Below are 19,026 nucleotides of genomic sequence, written 5' to 3'. Positions count from 1 at the left end.
TTTCCATTATACTATTTTTGAATCATGGATGCAAACGGCAATATCTGTTACGGTCTGTATAAATTTTGTGGAGAGCGACTCCAACGAATTTATCTGGTTGCTTTATGGTTCCTATTCTTTTTATGCTAATTAGGAGTGGTACAGTCATGGATTTGACAACAGTTTTAGGATTAGTATTGGGTCTTGTAGGTTTAGTCGGCGGGTACATGTGGGATGGCGGTCATATTAGTTCATTGATCATCCCGAGTGCCATGCTGATCGTTTTCGGCGGAACCTTTGGTGCAGTAGCCATCAGCTTCCCGCTCTCTATTTTAGCCAAAATCCCTAAAGCTCTCGGCATTGCCTTCAAAGAAGTAAAAAGAGATCCGGGAGCAACGATTGATGAACTTGTGGAAATGGCTTCTATCGCTCGTCGAGAAGGAGTATTAGCCCTTGAGCAACGCGCACAGGAGCATACAAATCCGTTCCTTAAAGATGGTTTGCTTATGGTGGTTGATGGAACTGATCCCGAGCTGACCAGACAAATTCTAGAGCTGGAGATGGATGCTATTGAGCACCAAGTTAACAATATGTCAAAGGTGTTCGAAGCCGGGGGCGGGTATGCACCAACCATGGGAATTATCGGTACAGTTATGGGGCTCATTCACGTTCTCGGTAATCTCGACGACCCCTCCAGTCTCGGACCTGCCATTGCCGTTGCTTTCACAGCTACCTTATACGGTGTTATGAGCGCCAACTTGGTCTATCTTCCGATTGCTAATAAAATTAAGGTTCGCGGCAAAGAAATGGTTTCCGAAATGGAACTGATGTTAGAAGGCATTCTTGCCCTTCAAGCCGGTGAGAATCCACAGTTAATTAAGAAAAAACTGAATTCCTTCCTCCACGATAAACCAACGAAGAAAGTCGTAGAGGAGGATGACGATAATGGCGCGGAGAGGTAAGAAGCACGAGGAACATGTCAATCATGAGAGATGGCTCATTACTTACGCTGATTTAATCACCCTGCTGCTCGTTTTCTTCATTATTATGTATGCAATGAGTAAAGTCGATGTTCAAAAGTATTCCGTTCTGGCTCAAGCCTTAAACATGCAATTCCAGAAAGCCGACTCGGTTTTGGATAAAGGCTTTGGCGTCAGCGGTCAAATGACCCCAAAGCAAGGCGATGCCCAGAAACCGCAGAACCAGAATCAGAGCCAAGATGATCAGAAGGAAGAGAAAGATAAAACAAAGCCTGAAGAGAATGAAAAAGAGAAGCGCGAAAAGGAACTTCAAGATCTTTTAAAACAAGTCCAAGCTTATATTAAGGATCAAAATCTGGAGGCACAAGTATCCGCTAGCGATACAGAACGCGGTGTAGCTATCACTCTTAATGACTTATTCCTATTCGACCTAGGAAAAGCAGATCTGAAAGCGGCCTCCTTTCCAATTCTTCAGAAGCTTGCTTCTCTCATCCCAACTCTGAACAACAAGGTGAGCATCGAAGGTCATACCGACAACTTGCCGCTAGCTACAGGCTCTCCATTCAAAGATAACTGGGGATTATCATTCGCCCGTTCCCTTTCGGTGCTTCGCTATTTTAGTGATACGGCCAAACTGGATAACAATAAATTTATTGCTACAGCTTATGCTGATACGATGCCAAAAGTGGCCAACACAAGCGATGAGAACCGCAGCAAAAATCGCCGCGTCGAAATCATTGTACTGCGTGATGGGCTCTCTCCAACAACAACGGTTAAATAAGCAAAGACCCTTCCTCTTTCAAACGAGAGGATAGGGTCTTTTTTTAATCACATAGATTTCGTTGAATCATTGGATAACAAGCCGGTCAGTTTACTTCGCAAATAGGAAAACAGATGCAGGGGTCTTGGCTCTAGGAAGTACAATGCATCCTGATCAGGAGCTAAAATAATTCCTAATTGATGATGATCGCCAGAGTAAATCGCTCGCTGCAAGAAACGCACCTCATCCTGCTCATTCAGCACCTCCAGCCTGCAGAAGGCGGAATTCAGCCCCATGGCAACGTGCAGATCGGTTTTGGTCTTGATTTTGTGACCGTTGACCTTATGAATGAGTTCGCCCGTTTGAATACCTAGCTCGTGGGCAGGACTGTTTGGTACTACCGACAACACCATAAGACCACGCTGTGAGTGAACGTAGAACGGCACCAGCTTATCTTCCACCCATTGGTTATACCGAATCAGTCCTTCATGTAAAGCAATGCTTAATACGGCTCCTACAAGCAGAATCGGCGGCCAGAAATGAGCGGCAATCGCTGTAACTAATAGGATGATGCCATATAAGTAGAGCAAGCTTGCACTGAAACGGGCTTGTTTGCGGGGAAGCTTCGATATCGTAAGCTCCGTAAAGCCAATCATTGCCGGAAAGGCAAGAAATGTCCATCCTGATGCGAGGTTCGAACCAAACAGCGTTTCCCATGGAAGACCTTCTATACTTCCCCCTGTCATAGGAACGAGCAAGAATAAGGGAACAGGCCAGAAGCCTTGCAGCTGTTGCCCGCCGATAATTTGCCCACGCCTCCCTTCGAGGAACAGCGGTGTTGCCATGCGTGCCCCTTGAAAGCCGACGAGCGTCCCTTCTAGAAGATGAAGTACAGCGACAATGACCAGCAAGGAAGGGATATCTGCGCCAACTACGATGTCCAGAACCGGAACCGCCTCCTGGAGGCTGGCTGCATTCGGTATCCACGAAAGAATTACTTGCGCGATTCCCAAAATACCTACCGCATAAGCCAAACACAAGAATCTAACGCGCATCATCACTAGAATAATCGATAGGACCCATAACAGAATGACCGTGCTCGCTTGAATATTAACACCTACGAAGAGCATAAGTACGGAGGCACTGATACCGCCTAGCCAACCCCAGAGTACGGTTCGCCACGTCTCATTCAATAAAGAATGCAAGCGCGTGTGAAACAGCTTACGCTCCATCTGAATCTGCTTCCGATAATGCAGCACGATAAATAGAATACCTATATAGTAAAAAGGATTCGCAAACAACTGCCCTACAGCCTGCAGCAGTCTGTCCAAAAGTTGAATCAATACATCCATACGAATCTGGGCTCCTTGATGAAAAAGAAATAGGAAGGCAGCCGTAGCAACCTTCCTACACTAATTCGACTATTAGAGCTTAACTCCTGCCCATCTTGACGAATTTCCAATATCTGACCCTTATTATTTCCCGATTTGCTTTTGGATTTGCCCAATTGCTGCCTTCAACTGCAAATCGTTCTTCGGCTCACGAATTTGCGCCAAAATTGATTTTTCGATTTTAGTCGCTGTTTCCGTGTCTACCTCGCCTGTCATCGGTAAACCATTAGTCCGTTGGAATGCTTTAACAGCTGTAACTGTCTTATCATTGAAATAACCGTCCGAACGTTCCGGGTTAAAACCAAGACCTGTCAGCATGAGTTGTAGATTCTTCACATCATCGCTTGTCATGTCCTGTTTAAGCACACTTTTCTTAGACAGTGGAGCTGCTTTGAAATACCCTGGCTGCTCAACTGGAATGTCAGGTTGGATCCCCGTTTTGTGAATCCAGTTTCCGTTCGGCGTTAACCATTTGTACACCGTCATTTTAATATTGCTGCCGTCACCCATTTCCTTCTCAAAAGTAACCTGAACGGTTCCTTTCCCATAGGAAGTTTCGCCAATAATCTTGCTGCCAACCGCTTCTTGGAAGGCTCCTGCCAATATCTCCGAAGCACTTGCACTGCCCTTATTCACTAGCACCGTTACCGGATAATTCTTGCCAGAACCCGTTGAAGGTGTCGGTTCCCGCTTCCCATCCCGATTCTCGACCTGGACGATCGGTTTGCCGCTCTTGACGAAAGGATTCACGATGTCTACGACTACGTTCAACAGACCGCCCGGGTCATTACGCACGTCGATAACAAGCCCTTTCATCCCTTTGGCTTCAAGGCTTTTCAGCTCTTCAGCGAAACGGACGGCTGTATTCGAGGAGAATTGGCGAATCTCAATCTTCCCGATTTGGTCCTGCAGCATTTCGCCATAAACCGTTTCAACGTCAATATTATCCCTGACCACGATGACTTGCACCGGATCACCGGCACCTTGACGAAGTAAATCCAGCTTCGCCTGCGTGCCTTTAGGCCCGCGGATTTTCATGACTGCTTGGTTAAGCGTAAGCCCGTCCAACTTCTCTCCGTTGACCGAGACAATCACGTCTTTGGATTGAATACCGGCTTTCTCAGCAGGAGAGCCCTTGATTGGAGACACGATAACGAATTTACCTTCCTCAATCGAAACCTCTGCCCCTATGCCTTGAAAAGAGGACGTAATACTCTCATCGAACTGCTTCGCTTCCTTTTGATCCATATAAACGGTAAATGGGTCTTCCAGAGATTCCAGCATGCCATTGATTGCGCCATTAACCAGCTTATCATGATCCGGCTGCTTCAAATACTTGCTCTCGATCAATTGAAACGTTGTAGAGATTTTGCTCAAATCCTTACTCGATAGTCCGGATGAAGTGGCAGTGGATGCGGCGGTACTGCCCGCTGGCTGCTCTTTCCGCCCCCAAGAAAAGGATGAATCCACAATCGTCAATGTAACGATACTGCTTGCAAACATGGCTAACAAAACAAATACTATGACCGTGCGTCCTTTGAATTGCAAAGCGCGTTTCACCACCTTTTTCCTAAAACCCATTTGGGTTCGCCTGTTTGTAGTATATGACAAGCTATTCCCGTTTTATAACCAAGTTCCCTTATCGTAAGAACGGTTTAGGATCGGTTGGAACTTCATTCTTCCTAACTTCAAAATGCAAATGGTTCCCTGTCGATTGACCTGTCGAGCCAACACCGGCAATCTTCTGTCCGCGTTTCACCACATCGCCAACTTTGACGTAGAGCCCATCATTCATAATATGTCCATACAACGTCCATAATCCATTCCCATGATCCACGATGATGCAATTCCCGTATCCGTTCATCCATGAGGCATAGATAACTGAGCCGTTCTCAGCCGCAAGAATGTCCGTTCCTTTAGGTGCTCCCAAATCAATCCCTTTATGGCTCTCTGATCTGCCTGTAACTGGATTGATTCTATTCGTGAAATCGGATGTAAGTGGCGCTTGAACGGCCAATGGGTAACCCAGTTTCCCACCGGAATAAGTGAAAGGCGATTTCGCTTTACTAGCTGCCCTCTTCTTCGCCTGTAGGTCCGCTTCTTGCTTCGCTAATTGTGTAATCTGTTTATCGCTTTCTTCTGAAATATCCTCAAGCACCTTCTCTTGCTTCGTAAGAGAAGCAATCTTAACTTCCTTGGCCTTCTCCTTCGCTTGCAGATCGTCCCTGAGGGCGTCGGCGTCAGCGTACAGCGCTTTAACCTTCTCAAGCTGTTGTTCTGTATCTACCTTTTTCTGGGCAACCGTTTCTTTATCTTTCTTATTTGACACTAGTATCTCTTTATCTTGATTAACAATAGATTTCAAAGCTTCAATACGGTTCAAGAAATCAGAAAAACTGGTCGCGCTAAGCAGCACATCCATGTACGAAACAAAACCGTTCATATACATCAAACGCACTCGGGATTTCAGCATTTGATCACGAGTCTCCACACGCGCTTCCGCTTCATCCAATTGTTTAGCGTTATCTGCTAATGCATCCGATACTTGGTCGATTTCTTCATTCAGTTTCGTGAGCTTCTTACTAGCTTCATTCACCTGATTGACAAGTGTGTTCATATCCTTGGTCGCCTGGTCCTTCTCAGTATGGACCTTCGTTATTTGATTCTGCGCGTCATTCGCCTTCTGCTGCGCGACCGCCTTCATTTTCTTGAGCTGAGTCAACTGCTGATCGATCTTTTCCGTTGTTGAAGCGGCATACCCCGCATAAGGAACCGCCAATGAAGCCGCAATCCCAAGTGTCAACACCAAAGGTAGAATCTTCTTCTTCAAGCACGTAGCCTCCCCATCATCAAAACCTGGCACTTCTTGAATCTTTTATACTTTGAATCTCTTAAATTCTTAATCTATGAATCTTTGAAAATGAAATAATAAAAATAAAAGCTTTTAAATCGGCTTTCAGAACCGAGAAGGTTGAACGAAAATGGGAGTAGGAGGAACGGAGTGTAGCAAGCTACATGAGTACCGGACTACCCCATTTTCGTTCAAGATTCGATGCCGAGTAAGCTTCCAGTAATACATCGTTATCAAAGTCGGCTTTAAAAGCCTCCTTAAACCCTGAGGAATTTGCGTACGGAGATTAGGGACCCCCAGATGCCTATTACCATCCCAATACCTAACAACAAAGCCGTCATCGTAGGAGCAATCTCCCCGAAAGGTGTTAATTCAACCATAAGCAGATTCAAGTTCAGTGAACTCGTGTTAAGCAGCTTCCAGTACCCACCAAGAATAATAGCTGTCGGGATAACAGAGCCGATGAATCCGAGTAGAGCACCTTCTATAAAGAACGGCCAACGAATAAAGGAATTCGTCGCACCCACCAGTTTCATAATTGATATTTCTTTGCGTCTGGCCAAAATCGTAATTTTGATCGTATTCGCGATCAGGAACACGGCGGTAAATGAAAGTAAAATAACGATACCAATACCGACCCAACGAACAATTTGTGTCACCTTAAATAGGGCTTCAACTGTACCTTTGCCATAATTCACCTTGTAGATAGGCTTTGGATCTTTGCCGATGTTGAGCGCGCTGATTTGATCAGCAACGACTGCCACATTGTGTGGGTCATCGACTTCGATGGTGAACGCATCGTTTAACGGGTTATTTTCCCCTTCAAATCCATCTAACAAAGCTTTACCGCTCTCACCAAGCTTTTGCCTTAAATAAACAAGGCCCTCTTCTTTCGAAACAAACTTGATGGTTTTTACCTCATGAATAGCTTGAATTTGAGATTCGAGCGCATTAATTTGACCCTGTGAAGTGTTAACCTCCAGATACACATTAATCTCAACCTGTTTCTCAATCTGACCTGCAATATCATTCACATTAAGTGTAATAAGGACGAAAATGCCTAAAATAAATAACGAAATAGCAATCGAACTAATCGACGCGAACGTCATCCAACCATTCCGAACGACATTCTTCGTACCTTCTCGCAAATGACGCGAAACCGTACTAATCTTCATAGCCGTATTCCCCCCGTACCTGGTCACGAGCAATGAGTCCATGCTCAATCGCAATAACTCGTTTACGCATCGTATTTACGATTTCCTTGTTATGCGTAGCCATGACTATGGTGGTTCCCCGGAAGTTAATTTCCTCCATCAATTTCATGATTCCCCAGGAGGTCTCAGGGTCGAGATTTCCTGTCGGTTCATCGGCGATAATGACAGCTGGGTTGTTAATTATTGCCCGGGCAATCGCTACCCGCTGCTGCTCGCCTCCAGAAAGCTGAGAGGGCAGCGAATTCGCTTTATCCTTCAACTTAACAAGCTCGAGCACTTCCATTGTGCGTTTCTTAATCTGCTTCTTAGGTGCCTCGATAACTTCCATAGCGAAAGCCACATTTTCAAAAATATTAAGCTTGGGAAGCAGTCGATAATCCTGGAAAATAACACCAATATTACGACGCACGTAAGGAATCTTACGCTGTTTCAGCTTTTCCAAATTAAAACCGTTCACGAAGATTTGCCCCTTGGTCGGCCTTTCTTCTCTATACATCAACTTCATAAATGTAGATTTACCTGCGCCGGAAGGTCCAACAACATAGACGAACTCGTTGCTGTCCACTTTTACATTAATTCCTCGCAATGCATGAGTGCCGTTGGAGTACGTTTTCCATACGTCCTGCATTTCGATCACAATATCACATCCTAATATATGGATCTTTGCGTAGCAAAGTCTCTCTGCTGTGGGATCTTTGCGTAGCAAAGTCTCTCTGCTGTGGGATCTTTGAGCTTGCTCAAAGTCTTTCTGCTGCGGGATCTTTGAACTGAGCACAAAGTCTCTCTGCTGTTATAGATAGCTTTTATCCATTCGACACAAAAGCTGAAATTCCTTCTAAAATAGCTTTGAAATTCCTGTAGATTACCGTCATTATATCATTATTTGTACACATTTAAGCCGAATAAGGATTTAGTAATAAATTGGTTGAAAGGAAGATACATATAGATAGTACAGGCCCGTAACTCATTCGTATGTAAAGGAGCCGCTGTACATGTCACGCCAAATTAGAAAAGTTATCTTCTATACGTCTATCGTCGTAGGCATGCTAAGTGCGTTTAGCATAGCTCTATATGTCTATGGTTCTCAGCCTACATTCCCTGCAGATTTCACGGTTGCTGGCTGGCGGGTTGGAGGAATGCCTTATGATAAATTTCAACAAGAATACGAACAGCGCCTTCAGCTGCTCTCATCCTATCCCGTTCAATTGCAATCTTCCCGTTCGAATATTCCCAATAAACAACTTGCGCTTGGACAACTAGGTGTTCAGTATCAAAAGGAAACCCTAGCTCGTTCACTTGAGCAGCTATTTGGAGTCTCTCCGATAGAGCGTATAAAAGCTCGCTGGACCCTACGTCACGCGGATATACCGCTCGAGGTCACTGTCAATCAAGCTCAGCTAAACACCGTTATAAAAGAAGCTTGGAAGGACCTTTATAGCCTTCAGCCGGTCGCCGCAAAACGAATCGTTACCAATGAAGATTTACTAGCTTTCGAGCCCGAACGCAAAGTGCTGAGAATTGATACGGCCCATTTGCTTGAACACTTGAAAGAAATTGCCCCATCCATTGGCTATATTCACAATGCCGCTCCTATCACACTGTCCTTGCCTTTATACGAGCAGGGCCCCGCGGTAACGATGGAAACATTGAAGCGTCAGGGCATCGATCGCAAAATCTCGGAATTTACGACCTCATTCCCCCCATCAGGTGAAGGGAGAATTCACAATATTCGCTCCACAGCCGCTTCTATTCAGGATTATTTAATGGCGCCGGGAGAGACGTTTGACTATAGCAAGATTATTGAACAAACCGAAGCCAAATTCGGCTATAAGGAAGCACCAGTCATCCTAAACGGCAAGCTCGTGCCAGGCATTGGGGGCGGCATTTGCCAAGTTTCTACAACGCTTTACAATGCCGTCTTGCGGAGTGGTCTAGACATTGTTGAACGGCGCAATCATTCACTTCCTGTTAGCTATGTTACACTCGGCCAAGATGCAACTTTCGCCAGCGGCTATATTAATTTCAAATTCCGAAATAACACAGATGCCTATCTGTTGATACGAACCATAACAACAGAACAAGCCGTCACTGTGAAGCTTTTCGGTCATATGTCGCCTTCCATTACCTATGACATCAATTCCAACATTGTAGAAACAATTCAACCACCGGTTAAATACTTGCAAAATCCCAGCCTGAAACCTGGCGTTACACGCCCTATCAGCACTGGCAAGGTTGGCTACAAGGTAGAGACGTATCGGATCAAAAGAGAAAATGGTACGATCGTCAGTAAAGAATTAATCTCCAAGGATCAGTATTCTCCAGTGCCTACTATCATCGCCGCCAACCGCGGTGACATCAAGTCGGACGAAATGAATCCCTCCACGCCAGAGCAGCCCATCCTTGAAGATGGCGTGAAAGGACCGGTTAACCGGTAATATAGAGGCTTCTGCCTCTTTTGCGAATAGGAAAGGTCATGTGACTGTAGTTACTAGGTCATTATGACTTTTTTCTATTATGATAGGAATATGAAATAGCACACAAGGAGGCTAGGCGATGAGCAAAATCGATTATTTCAAAGAATTAAACTATCGACTGCGTGGACTTCCCGAGAAGGAGCGCCAAAATATATTGTCTGTTTATGAAGAATTGTTTCAGAAAGCAATTGAAAACGGCAAGCAAGAGGATGATGTAGCCCAGTCTCTCGGCTATCCGCGAGTTCCAAACTGGGACGCTCAGAAGGAGACACCTAGTAAGGAGCAGGAGCCTTCGAAAGGCACGTTTGGCGATCGGGTAGAGAAATCTTTTTCCAAAACCGAACCGACAGCGACGACTACACAAACTTCAGAAACTGGAGCCTATACACCCTATCCACCTTACACGCATCCAAAGGGCGCCAATCCTTATATGAATCCCAATCCATACTATCCTGCTAAACAGGAGTCGAGTATTAAGGCTATTATCGTAAGTATTATGCTTGGATTTTTTAACCTTATATTCGTCGTTGGTCCTTGGTTCGGTATTCTCGCAACATTAATTGCGCTATTTGTTTCGGGCTTCGCGCTCATCATCTCGCCAATTGTCGGCATTCTCGGCAGCTATATGGGAACGGTCGGCAGCGATATGCGTTTCATTGGATTCGCTATGCTTGCTTGTTTCGGCTTGGGCATAATATTGACGACGCTAAGCTCATGGTTGTTCAAAGTATTTTTCAAACTCAGCTGGATGTACATCCAATTTAATGCCAAATTGATTAAGGGGGCTTAAGCTATGAAACGTGGAGTCAAATTTTTCTTACTGCTCGGCTTTGCCTGCCTTGGGGTCGGTCTTATTGGAGCAGCTGTTTCTTTCAAAGCGTTGGATTTGAATGCAGGTATCACGAATATTGATATCGAAAAGAAGATTCCAGCAGCCAATATTGATACATTAATCATTCAAAATGACATCTCCGGGGTAACCTTTATCCCTAGTAATTCCGACGAAATTAAAGTGCATCTCGTAGGAACACTTGGAGAGCTTACTGCTAAAAACTGCACCATTGAGGCGGCAACTGAAGGAAGTAATGTATGGCGAGTTGACGTATGTACGCAGAAGAAACCACAAATTAATTTCAGTTTCGATTTGACTGAATTGAAAGCCTTGATCAATAACCAAAGTTTCCGATTACGTACAGAAGTAACACTTCCAGAAAAAATGTACAAAGCTATCACGGTTTCTTCGGATACAGGGGGCATCAACTTCAAGGAAGTAAAAGCCGACAAGCTTACAGTCAGCACCGACACAGGCGGTATTTCCATTGAGCGTTATGAAGGGAAGCAGCTAAACCTTCAAACAGATACGGGTCGTATCAACGTAGAGGACGGGCAAGGCGATGTAAAGATGAAAACAGACACAGGCGGCATCACGGCTAAACTGCATGATATCGGAGATTCCGTATCGCTTGAATCCGACACAGGCACGATTCGTCTTCAGCTCGATCCTGCCCCAAAAAGCGCAAGTTTCGATCTGAGAACCGACACGGGCAGTGTCAATCTGGAAGTACCTGGTTTAAATGTACAACGGACCGATCATCATTCCGCTAAGGGCACCATCGGTGATGGCAGCAAAAGAGTGACGGTACGAGCAGATACAGGGTTTATCTCGGTTACCGGCAGATGAGAAAAAGCCTTCAAGACCATCAGATTCGATGGTTTTGAAGGCTTTTTGCTATTCGTTTACTTACTTTTTTCTAAAAATACTTGCAACCACTCGTTCGACTGCGCCAGTACTTGCTCGGCGCGAGCAATCGCCTCTGTCACTTGATTGCTGGCCGTTCCGCCGTAGACATTACGCGCGTTAACCACTTGCTCAGGCTGTAGGACCTGATAAATATCGGACTCGAAAAGCGTAGAGAACGTTTTGAACTCTTCGATGCTCATATCGAGTAGGTATTTGTTGTTTTGGATGCAGTACAGAACTGTTTTACCAATCACTTCATGCGCCTGACGGAAAGGCAATCCTTTGTTCACAAGGTAATCGGCGATATCCGTTGCGTTCGAGAAATCTTGGTTCACAGCTTGTCTCATGCGGTCCGTGTTTACTTTCATCGTAGCGACCATAGGAGCGAATAATTGAAGCGCACCCTGCAGGGTACGAACCGTATCAAACATGCCTTCTTTATCTTCCTGCATGTCCTTGTTATAAGCCAGCGGCAGCGACTTGAGCACGGTCATCAGACCGAACAAGTTGCCGTAGACGCGGCCTGTTTTGCCGCGGACAAGCTCAGCCACGTCCGGGTTCTTCTTCTGCGGCATGATCGAGCTGCCGGTGCAGAAAGCATCATCGAGTTCGATGAACGCGAACTCAGTCGAAGACCAGAGCACCATTTCCTCGCTGAAGCGAGAAAGGTGCATCATGATCATGGACGCGTTAGAGAGGAACTCCAGGATGAAATCGCGGTCGCTGACCGCATCCAGGGAGTTCTCGTACACGCGTCCGAACCCGAGCTGCTCCGCCACGAAATGGCGGTCGATCGGGAACGTCGTGCCGGCGAGCGCGCCAGCGCCGAGCGGCAGCATGTCTACGCGCTTGTAGCTGTCCTGCAAGCGCTCAAGGTCACGCTGGAACATGCTGACGTAGGCCATCATGTGATGCGCGAACAGAATCGGCTGCGCACGCTGCAGATGCGTATATCCCGGGATAATCGTATCCAGATTATCCTTCGCTTTCTCAAGCAAAGCCTCTTGCAGCTTGATTAGCAGGCGCTACGAACTCAACCACCCGCTTGCGCAGGTAAAGGTGCATGTCCGTTGCTACTTGATCGTTACGGCTGCGGCCAGTATGAAGCTTGCCGCCGACAGGGCCGATCAAGTCGATCAAGGTTTTCTCGATATTCATATGAATATCTTCATTCTGAATCGTGTACTCCAGCTCGCCACGGCGAATCATACCTTGAACAGCCAACAATCCATCCTTGATTTTCTCGACATCATCCGCAGGAAGAATGCCGCACTTGCCAAGCATCGTCACATGCGCTAGGCTGCCTTCGATATCTTCCTCCGCAAGCTCTTTATCAAATGTAATCGATGCGGTATATTCTTCGACCAATTGGTCGGTTTTCTTCGTAAATCGTCCACCCCAAAGCTTAGACACCGTGCATGGCTCCTCTCGTATTAACACCTAATATAGGGATCTTTGAGCGGCGCTCAAAGTCTCTCTGCTGGACAGACTTATGGACAGCCTTATTGACAACCCAAAGGCTTTCCACGAAGGGAAAGCCAGCGGACCGTGCTGCTATATAATTACTTCTTTGCGTTTTGTTCTACGCCAGAAGATACTTTCAGACGAAGTGCGTTCAAGCGGATGAATCCTGTTGCATCGCCTTGGTCGTATGCTTTCGTCGGATCTGCTTCCATTGTAGCAATCTCCGGATTGTATAAGGATACTGGACTTTTCACACCAGCGCCCATGACGTTGCCTTTGTACAATTTCAAGCGCACTGTACCTGTTACGTTCTTTTGGCTTTCTCCCACAAGCGCTTGAATCGCCAAACGCTCAGGTGCGAACCAGAAGCCGTTGTAGACTAATGTCGCATATTTCGTAATGAGGGAATCACGAAGGTGCATGACATCGCGGTCCATCGTGAGGGATTCCATTTTGCGGTGAGCTGTGAAAAGAATCGTACCGCCCGGAGTCTCATACACGCCGCGGCTCTTCATGCCGACGAAACGGTTCTCGACCATATCGACACGGCCAATACCGTGCTTGCCGCCAATTTCATTCAAGGTTTCCATGACTTGCAGAGGGGACAACTTCTTGCCATTGATGGCTACGCAGTCACCTTTGTCGAACTCAAGCTCGATGTACTCTGCTTGATCCGGTGCATCTTCTGGAGCTACGCTCAGGACGTACATGCCTTTGTTCTCGTCAGATGCAGCATCGAACCAAGGATCTTCCAGCATGCCGCTCTCGAAAGAGATGTGCAGCAAGTTACGATCCGTCGAATACGGCTTCGCCGCCGATGCAGTAACCGGAATGCCGTGTTTCTCGGCATATGCGATCATCTCTGCGCGACCAGGGAACTCCTCGCGGAACTGCTCAAGACGCCAAGGCGCGATCACGGACAGCTCAGGCGCCAACGCCGCTGCTGTCAGCTCAAAGCGCACTTGGTCATTCCCTTTGCCGGTTGCTCCGTGAGCAATCGCCGTTGCGCCTTCAGCGCGAGCGATTTCGACCATGCGCTTCGCGATCAACGGACGAGCGATCGAAGTGCCGAGCAGGTATTGCCCTTCATACAGAGCACCCGCTTGGAACATCGGGTTGATGAAATCCTTCGCGAACTCTTCGCGCAGGTCGTCGATGTAGATCTTGGATGCGCCGGTTTGGAGCGCTTTTTCCTCCAGACCGTCCAGCTCATCCTTTTGCCCGATATCCGCTGTGAAAGCAATAATTTCCGCGTCGTAAGTCTCCTTAAGCCATTTGAGGATAACCGATGTATCCAATCCGCCGGAATAGGCGAGAACGATTTTTTCCTTAGCCATGTCTACTAATCTCTCCGTTTCTATGTCTGCTACGAATTATTATATCATTGTCGCGGCCATAATAGCCTTTTGCGCATGAAGACGATTCTCTGCTTGGTCAAAAATAATGGAATTCGGGCCGTCAATAACGCCCTCGCTCACTTCTTCCCCGCGGTGTGCAGGCAAGCAGTGCATGAACAAGTAATCTGATTTGGCATGCTTCACAAGCGCCTCGTTGATTTGGAAGTTCTTAAAAGCAATCTCCCGCTCCTGCTGCTCCGCCTCAAAGCCCATGCTGGCCCAAACATCTGTATAGACGACGTCCGCATTTTCAATCGCTTCGCGTGGATCGCGAGTAAGGAGAACACTGCCTCCGGTCTGCGCTGCGTTCTCTTTAGAAATCTGAATGACTTCTTTGTCGGGATCGTAGCCTTCCGGCGATGCAATCGCGAAATTCATCCCTAATTTACTTGCACCCATCATGAGGGAATGCACCATATTGTTGCCATCTCCGATGTAGGCGACTTTGAGACCTTTCAAACGGCCTTTTTTCTCCAAAACCGTCTGATAATCAGCCATAACCTGACAAGGGTGGGCATAATCCGTCAATCCATTAATGACCGGTACCGTTGATCCACGTGCAAGGTCAATCACTTTGCGGTGTTCGTACGTGCGAATCATGATGCCATCCAGGTAACGGGACAGTGTTTGCGCAGTATCCCAAACGGTTTCACCGCGTCCAAGCTGCAAATCATTTTTGCTGAGGAAAAGAGCCTGACCCCCTAGTTGGTACATTCCTACTTCAAAGGAAACACGCGTACGCGTCGAGGATTTCTCAAAAATCATTCCAAGCGTCTTACCAGCCAACACAGCATGCGGCTCTCTAGCTTTTTGTTTACGTTTAAGCTCAATCGCATAGTGAATCAAATATTCAATTTCTTCTGATGTATAATCAACTAAAGCAAGAAAATCCTTGCCCTTCAACTGGGCAGCCAGTTCTTCCTTTACAGCCATATTCATGTTATCCAACCTCTCTAAACGGAACTTTTACTAGACGCTGCTGATGGTTGATGCCTTCTGGGAGAGGACACTGCACACCACATCTAGGGCTTGATCTAAATCTTCTTGCGGTATGGTCAAAGCAGGTACAAGACGAATAACGTTCGGCCCTGCCGGAATTACGAGTACACCTTGCTTATGAATTTCACTAATGATTTCACCTGCTGGTTGTGTACATTCGATCCCGATGAGGAGACCAATGCCGCGAATATTGCTGATAAGCGGATTGCCTGCAAGCTTGCTCTCCAGCTTCTTCACTGTGTATTCGCCTAATTGCGCAGCGCGCTCTGGCAGTTTATTCGTGACAATCGTGTCCACAGCCGCATATCCTGCAGCCGTAGCTATCGGCGTTCCACCAAAGGTTGACCCGTGGCTTCCAGCGCTGAATGCTTCAGCCAAGAACGCCTTGCCTAACATAGCACCGATCGGAAACCCTCCACCAAGGCCTTTGGCCAACGTGAAGATATCCGGCTCCACCCCATAATGCTCATAGGCAAAAAGCTTACCTGTACGTCCCACGCCCGTCTGGATTTCATCCACGATCAAAAGCAGATTCTCTTGCTTGCACAGCTCTGCAATTTGTTTCACGAACTCCGGATCAGCCGGCAGTACGCCGCCTTCTCCTTGCACCATCTCCAGCATGATGGCACATGTATGCTCATTGACAAGACTGCGAACAGCCTCGAAATCGTTATAAGGCGCATAGACGAAGCCGCCAGGAAGCGGATGGAAGCCTTCCTTCACTTTATCCTGCCCTGTAGCGGTCAATGTCGCCAGCGTGCGTCCGTGGAACGACATGTTGAACGTGATAATCTCGTACCGACCATTGTTCAAAACCTTTTGGTTATAGCGACGTGCCAGCTTAATCGCAGCCTCATTCGCTTCCGCACCAGTGGAACAGAAGAATACCGCGTCTGCACAGCTATTATCTGTGAGTAGAGTAGCCAGCTTCTCCTGATTCGGAATATGGAAAAGATTGCTCACATGCCATAATTGATCGAGCTGTTCAATCAACTTCTCCTTCACCGCTTGAGGCGCGTGCCCGAGGTTCGTTACCGCGATCCCGCTCATCAAATCGATGTATTCCTTACCTGTATCATCCCATAGACGGCTGCCTTCCCCCTTCACTAGCGTGATTGGATATCTTGCGTAGGTTGGAAATAGCGAGCTTTTACCTGTTTCAGTCATGTACATTCCCTCCTTAAAGTTTGTGGTTCAACCCATGAGTTCGAACTTATGCCAAGCTAGATAAAGACATATTGCGGCAGCTGCAAATAAAATGATAGCCGTTGTTCGATTCCTTCTCATTTTCATCCCGTATGCGACGAAAAAAATGGCTGCCGCTAATTTGGAGAAGCCTTGGTAAGCCGGATCATTCGAGAAGTAAGAATTGCTAAAAATGAGTGCAATTAGCAAGGTTATCGAAATAAGTATTTTAAACCATAGAGGCTCTCTTAGGAATTGTTTAAACATAAACGTAATCCGCTGCATGACCGATACCTCCGTTCAAGAACCTGTAACCTACATTAGAGCCCTATTTAAAGATGAAAAACACCGTTAAACTCGCCCCGGAGTCCTGTATTAGGATGAAAAACATCGTTATGGCGGTATTTTCAAGCTCGTATCGGTCTAAAAAACATTGGTATCTGTAACTCAAATTGGTGGATGTATTCCTAAAAGATCATTCCATTCGGTTACTCAGTGTGCTTGTTAGCGCACAATCCTCGTGCCAATACCCGTGCCTTTCAGCACTTTGCTCAGTACATTCGGCTCAGAACCGTTCACGATGACAACTTCTTGGACCCTGCCTTGTATGCAAGCAATCGCTGCGCGAACCTTCGGAATCATACCCCCGTAGATGTCACCGCTCGCGATCATCTCTTCAATCTCTGCTACGCTGACAACAGGAAGCACCCGCTTCTCGCCATCCACTGTTTTCATAATGCCGGGAACGTCCGTCACTACAACCATCTGCTCCACACCAAGGTGAGAAGCAACAGCTCCTGCCGCCGTATCCGCATTAATGTTGTAACGTTGGCCGCCATCAGCGCCAAGTCCAACGGGTGCGATCACCGGGATGTAACCCATGCTTACGATACCTTGAATCAGTTCAGAATTCACTTTCGTGACATCACCAACAAGACCAACCTCATGGCTATTCGCCACCGGCTTCGCTTCAATCAAATGTCCATCCACACCGGACAATCCAAGTGCCATTGCGCCTGTTAACTGAATTCGGCGTACGATCTCTTTGTTGATCTGGCCGGAAAGCACCATCTCCACAACGTCGAGCACATCTTCATTCGTTACCCGCAGACCATTCACGAAACCAGACTCTATCCCCAGCTTCCCGAGCGTCTCCGAAATGGCAGGACCGCCGCCATGAACGATGACAGTTACAATACCCTCATCCTGAAGCTGACGCATATCTTCAAAGAAACTAATCGGCAAAGCCGCCAGCGTGCTGCCGCCGCATTTCATCACAAAGCAATTGTTCTTCACAAGCTTTTGGTCCCCTTTGCTTCCTTATGTGCGATCCTAGTGTAAAAACTTAACCAACCCTAAGTCCGATAAGCCGCATTGATCCGCACATAATCATATGTTAAATCGCAGCCCCAGCCCGTTGCCTTGCCAGCGCCCATATGTAAATTCACATGAATTTGAATCGTATCTGTTTTCAAATAAGCAAGCGCCGCTTCCTCGTCGAACTTCACCGGCCGCGACTGCTCTAACACTGCGATATCGCCTAGGCGAATATCGACAGTGTTCACGTTCACCGGCTGTCCCGAGTAACCGACAGCCGCAATGATCCGACCCCAGTTCGCGTCCGCTCCATAAACAGCGGATTTGACCAAGCTAGAGCCAATGATCGACTTCACGATCTTGCGTGCCGCATCGTCGCTCTCTGCGCCGACCACTGTCGTCTCGATCAGCTTCGTTGCGCCCTCGCCGTCGCGCGCAATCGCCTTGGCGAGGTACTCGCCAACGTACTGGAACCCTGCCGCGAACGCTTCCCAATCCGGATGCTCCGGATTCAAAGCTTCGCCGCCGGCCAACCCACTTGCCATCGCCACGACCATGTCGTTGGTGCTAGTATCCCCGTCAACAGTGATCATGTTGAATGTAGTATCCGTGATCCTGCTCAGCAGCAGCTGCAGGTATTCGCTCTCAATCGGCGCGTCGGTTGTCATGAAACCGAGCATCGTCGCCATGTTCGGGTGAATCATCCCCGAACCCTTCGCTGCCCCGGCAATATGAACCTCCTTGCCGCCAACGACAACACGGACACACGTCATCTTCTGCGTGAGGTCCGTGGTCAGGATCGATTGGCAGAAGTCGTTTCCACCTTCTGCCTTCACTTTAAGCGGCAGCTGCTCGATGCCGCTCAGTACTTTACCCATCGGCAGTAACTCGCCGATGACGCCCGTGCTCGTCACACCGACGTGGTGCTCCGCCACGCCTAGCGCCTTCGCACTAGCAGCGCGCATCGCGTATGCGTCGTCCTCGCCTTGCTGGCCGGTACACGCATTCGCGTTGCCGCTGTTGACGATCATCGCCTGCAGCTTGCCGCCTTGGGCGATGCTCTCCTGCGTCACGCGCAGCGGTGCCGCTTGGAACGCGTTCAGCGTGTACACGCCCGCCGCTGCCGCCGGAACATCACAGACGATTGCGCCTAGATCATAGCGCTCCGTCTTCTTCAATCCACAGTGCAGACCACCTGCACGAAAGCCTTTCGGCGTCGTTACTGTGCCCTCTGGCACGACAGTAAAGCTCACTAGATCTAGCATGTTCGTCCT

General features: G+C 47.5%; 16 protein-coding genes and 1 pseudogene. 5 read left to right on the top strand and 12 right to left on the bottom strand.

The genetic code is table 11. The annotated features are described in order from the left end of the window. Positions 1 to 146 precede the first annotated feature (146 nt). Both QFZ81_RS34925 and QFZ81_RS34920 read left to right on the top strand, forming a co-directional pair. The gene (locus tag QFZ81_RS34925) at positions 147 to 941 is read left to right on the top strand and encodes a flagellar motor protein (RefSeq protein ID WP_307436458.1); all 795 of its coding nucleotides are present in this window, start codon (positions 147 to 149) and stop codon (positions 939 to 941) included. After that, positions 925 to 1,740 carry a flagellar motor protein MotB gene (locus tag QFZ81_RS34920; RefSeq protein ID WP_307606416.1) on the top strand — a complete coding sequence of 272 codons (816 nt, stop codon included), beginning with the start codon at positions 925 to 927 and terminating at the stop codon, positions 1,738 to 1,740. The genes QFZ81_RS34925 and QFZ81_RS34920 overlap by 17 nt, the downstream gene beginning before the upstream one ends. Positions 1,741 to 1,787: 47 nt before the next feature. On the opposite strand, the gene QFZ81_RS34915 is transcribed toward QFZ81_RS34920, so the two are convergent. The 5 genes from QFZ81_RS34915 to ftsE form a co-directional block, all read right to left on the bottom strand. After that, a complete protein-coding gene (locus tag QFZ81_RS34915; RefSeq protein ID WP_307606414.1) occupies positions 1,788 to 3,071 on the bottom strand; it encodes a PDZ domain-containing protein in 1,284 nt (427 codons plus the stop codon). A gap of 123 nt (positions 3,072 to 3,194) precedes the next feature. Continuing rightward, the gene (locus QFZ81_RS34910) at positions 3,195 to 4,658 is read right to left on the bottom strand and encodes a S41 family peptidase (RefSeq protein ID WP_307449233.1); all 1,464 of its coding nucleotides are present in this window, start codon (positions 4,656 to 4,658) and stop codon (positions 3,195 to 3,197) included. A 91-nt stretch (positions 4,659 to 4,749) separates the two neighbouring features. Continuing rightward, positions 4,750 to 5,940, bottom strand: coding sequence for a murein hydrolase activator EnvC family protein (locus QFZ81_RS34905; protein ID WP_307436467.1), 1,191 nt, complete (start codon positions 5,938 to 5,940; stop codon positions 4,750 to 4,752). A gap of 278 nt (positions 5,941 to 6,218) precedes the next feature. Then, positions 6,219 to 7,136: a permease-like cell division protein FtsX gene (gene ftsX / locus QFZ81_RS34900; RefSeq protein WP_307436470.1), complete on the bottom strand. Its 918-nt coding sequence runs from the start codon at positions 7,134 to 7,136 to the stop codon at positions 6,219 to 6,221. Next, positions 7,126 to 7,812, bottom strand: coding sequence for a cell division ATP-binding protein FtsE (ftsE, locus tag QFZ81_RS34895; protein WP_047682153.1), 687 nt, complete (start codon positions 7,810 to 7,812; stop codon positions 7,126 to 7,128). The genes ftsX and ftsE overlap by 11 nt, the downstream gene beginning before the upstream one ends. Positions 7,813 to 8,167: 355 nt before the next feature. Between ftsE and QFZ81_RS34890 the strand changes: the two genes are divergently transcribed. The 3 genes from QFZ81_RS34890 to QFZ81_RS34880 all read left to right on the top strand — a co-directional run bounded on the left by QFZ81_RS34890 (position 8,168) and on the right by QFZ81_RS34880 (position 11,330). Continuing rightward, positions 8,168 to 9,610 (top strand): VanW family protein, encoded by a 1,443-nt coding sequence (locus QFZ81_RS34890; RefSeq protein ID WP_307606412.1) that lies wholly within the window; start codon positions 8,168 to 8,170, stop codon positions 9,608 to 9,610. Between the two features lie 118 nt (positions 9,611 to 9,728). Further along, entirely contained in the window at positions 9,729 to 10,439 is a 711-nt protein-coding gene (locus QFZ81_RS34885) for an HAAS signaling domain-containing protein (RefSeq protein WP_307436482.1), read from the top strand. Positions 10,440 to 10,442: 3 nt separating this feature from the next. Then, a complete protein-coding gene (locus tag QFZ81_RS34880; protein ID WP_307436486.1) occupies positions 10,443 to 11,330 on the top strand; it encodes a DUF4097 family beta strand repeat-containing protein in 888 nt (295 codons plus the stop codon). A 56-nt stretch (positions 11,331 to 11,386) separates the two neighbouring features. Here QFZ81_RS34880 and argH read toward each other — a convergent pair. The 7 genes and pseudogenes from argH to argJ form a co-directional block, all read right to left on the bottom strand. Further along, positions 11,387 to 12,803, bottom strand: a pseudogene (argH, locus tag QFZ81_RS34875) (argininosuccinate lyase). Between the two features lie 149 nt (positions 12,804 to 12,952). After that, complete coding sequence (locus tag QFZ81_RS34870; protein WP_307436491.1) at positions 12,953 to 14,191, bottom strand: argininosuccinate synthase; 1,239 nt, start codon at positions 14,189 to 14,191, stop codon at positions 12,953 to 12,955. Positions 14,192 to 14,230: 39 nt separating this feature from the next. Beyond that, the gene (gene argF, locus QFZ81_RS34865) at positions 14,231 to 15,190 is read right to left on the bottom strand and encodes an ornithine carbamoyltransferase (RefSeq protein ID WP_307436493.1); all 960 of its coding nucleotides are present in this window, start codon (positions 15,188 to 15,190) and stop codon (positions 14,231 to 14,233) included. A gap of 30 nt (positions 15,191 to 15,220) precedes the next feature. Then, on the bottom strand, positions 15,221 to 16,417 hold the full coding sequence (locus QFZ81_RS34860) for an acetylornithine transaminase (protein WP_307436496.1): 1,197 nt from the start codon (positions 16,415 to 16,417) through the stop codon (positions 15,221 to 15,223). Positions 16,418 to 16,444: 27 nt separating this feature from the next. Further along, positions 16,445 to 16,720, bottom strand: a complete 276-nt coding sequence (locus tag QFZ81_RS34855) for a hypothetical protein (protein WP_307606409.1) — start codon at positions 16,718 to 16,720, stop codon at positions 16,445 to 16,447. Positions 16,721 to 16,939: 219 nt separating this feature from the next. Further along, on the bottom strand, positions 16,940 to 17,710 hold the full coding sequence (gene argB, locus QFZ81_RS34850) for an acetylglutamate kinase (protein WP_307449236.1): 771 nt from the start codon (positions 17,708 to 17,710) through the stop codon (positions 16,940 to 16,942). A gap of 80 nt (positions 17,711 to 17,790) precedes the next feature. After that, complete coding sequence (argJ, locus tag QFZ81_RS34845) at positions 17,791 to 19,017, bottom strand: bifunctional glutamate N-acetyltransferase/amino-acid acetyltransferase ArgJ (RefSeq protein ID WP_307606407.1); 1,227 nt, start codon at positions 19,015 to 19,017, stop codon at positions 17,791 to 17,793. Positions 19,018 to 19,026: the final 9 nt, after the last annotated feature.

Origin of the sequence: Paenibacillus sp. V4I9 (assembly GCF_030817295.1) — a bacterium.
Lineage (GTDB): Bacteria > Bacillota > Bacilli > Paenibacillales > NBRC-103111 > Paenibacillus_E.
Note: the sequence above shows the minus strand (reverse complement) of the source record. Positions and strands in the feature narration are given on the sequence as shown.

Coding starts and splice junctions, on each gene's coding strand:
- QFZ81_RS34925 (WP_307436458.1), top strand. CDS start 147: ATGGATTTGACAACAGTTTTAGGATTAGTATTGGGTCTTGTAGGTTTA.
- QFZ81_RS34920 (WP_307606416.1), top strand. CDS start 925: ATGGCGCGGAGAGGTAAGAAGCACGAGGAACATGTCAATCATGAGAGA.
- QFZ81_RS34915 (WP_307606414.1), bottom strand. CDS start 3,071: ATGGATGTATTGATTCAACTTTTGGACAGACTGCTGCAGGCTGTAGGG.
- ftsX (WP_307436470.1), bottom strand. CDS start 7,136: ATGAAGATTAGTACGGTTTCGCGTCATTTGCGAGAAGGTACGAAGAAT.
- QFZ81_RS34890 (WP_307606412.1), top strand. CDS start 8,168: ATGTCACGCCAAATTAGAAAAGTTATCTTCTATACGTCTATCGTCGTA.
- QFZ81_RS34885 (WP_307436482.1), top strand. CDS start 9,729: ATGAGCAAAATCGATTATTTCAAAGAATTAAACTATCGACTGCGTGGA.
- QFZ81_RS34880 (WP_307436486.1), top strand. CDS start 10,443: ATGAAACGTGGAGTCAAATTTTTCTTACTGCTCGGCTTTGCCTGCCTT.
- QFZ81_RS34870 (WP_307436491.1), bottom strand. CDS start 14,191: ATGGCTAAGGAAAAAATCGTTCTCGCCTATTCCGGCGGATTGGATACA.
- argF (WP_307436493.1), bottom strand. CDS start 15,190: ATGAATATGGCTGTAAAGGAAGAACTGGCTGCCCAGTTGAAGGGCAAG.
- QFZ81_RS34860 (WP_307436496.1), bottom strand. CDS start 16,417: ATGACTGAAACAGGTAAAAGCTCGCTATTTCCAACCTACGCAAGATAT.
- QFZ81_RS34855 (WP_307606409.1), bottom strand. CDS start 16,720: ATGCAGCGGATTACGTTTATGTTTAAACAATTCCTAAGAGAGCCTCTA.
- argB (WP_307449236.1), bottom strand. CDS start 17,710: ATGAAATGCGGCGGCAGCACGCTGGCGGCTTTGCCGATTAGTTTCTTT.
- argJ (WP_307606407.1), bottom strand. CDS start 19,017: ATGCTAGATCTAGTGAGCTTTACTGTCGTGCCAGAGGGCACAGTAACG.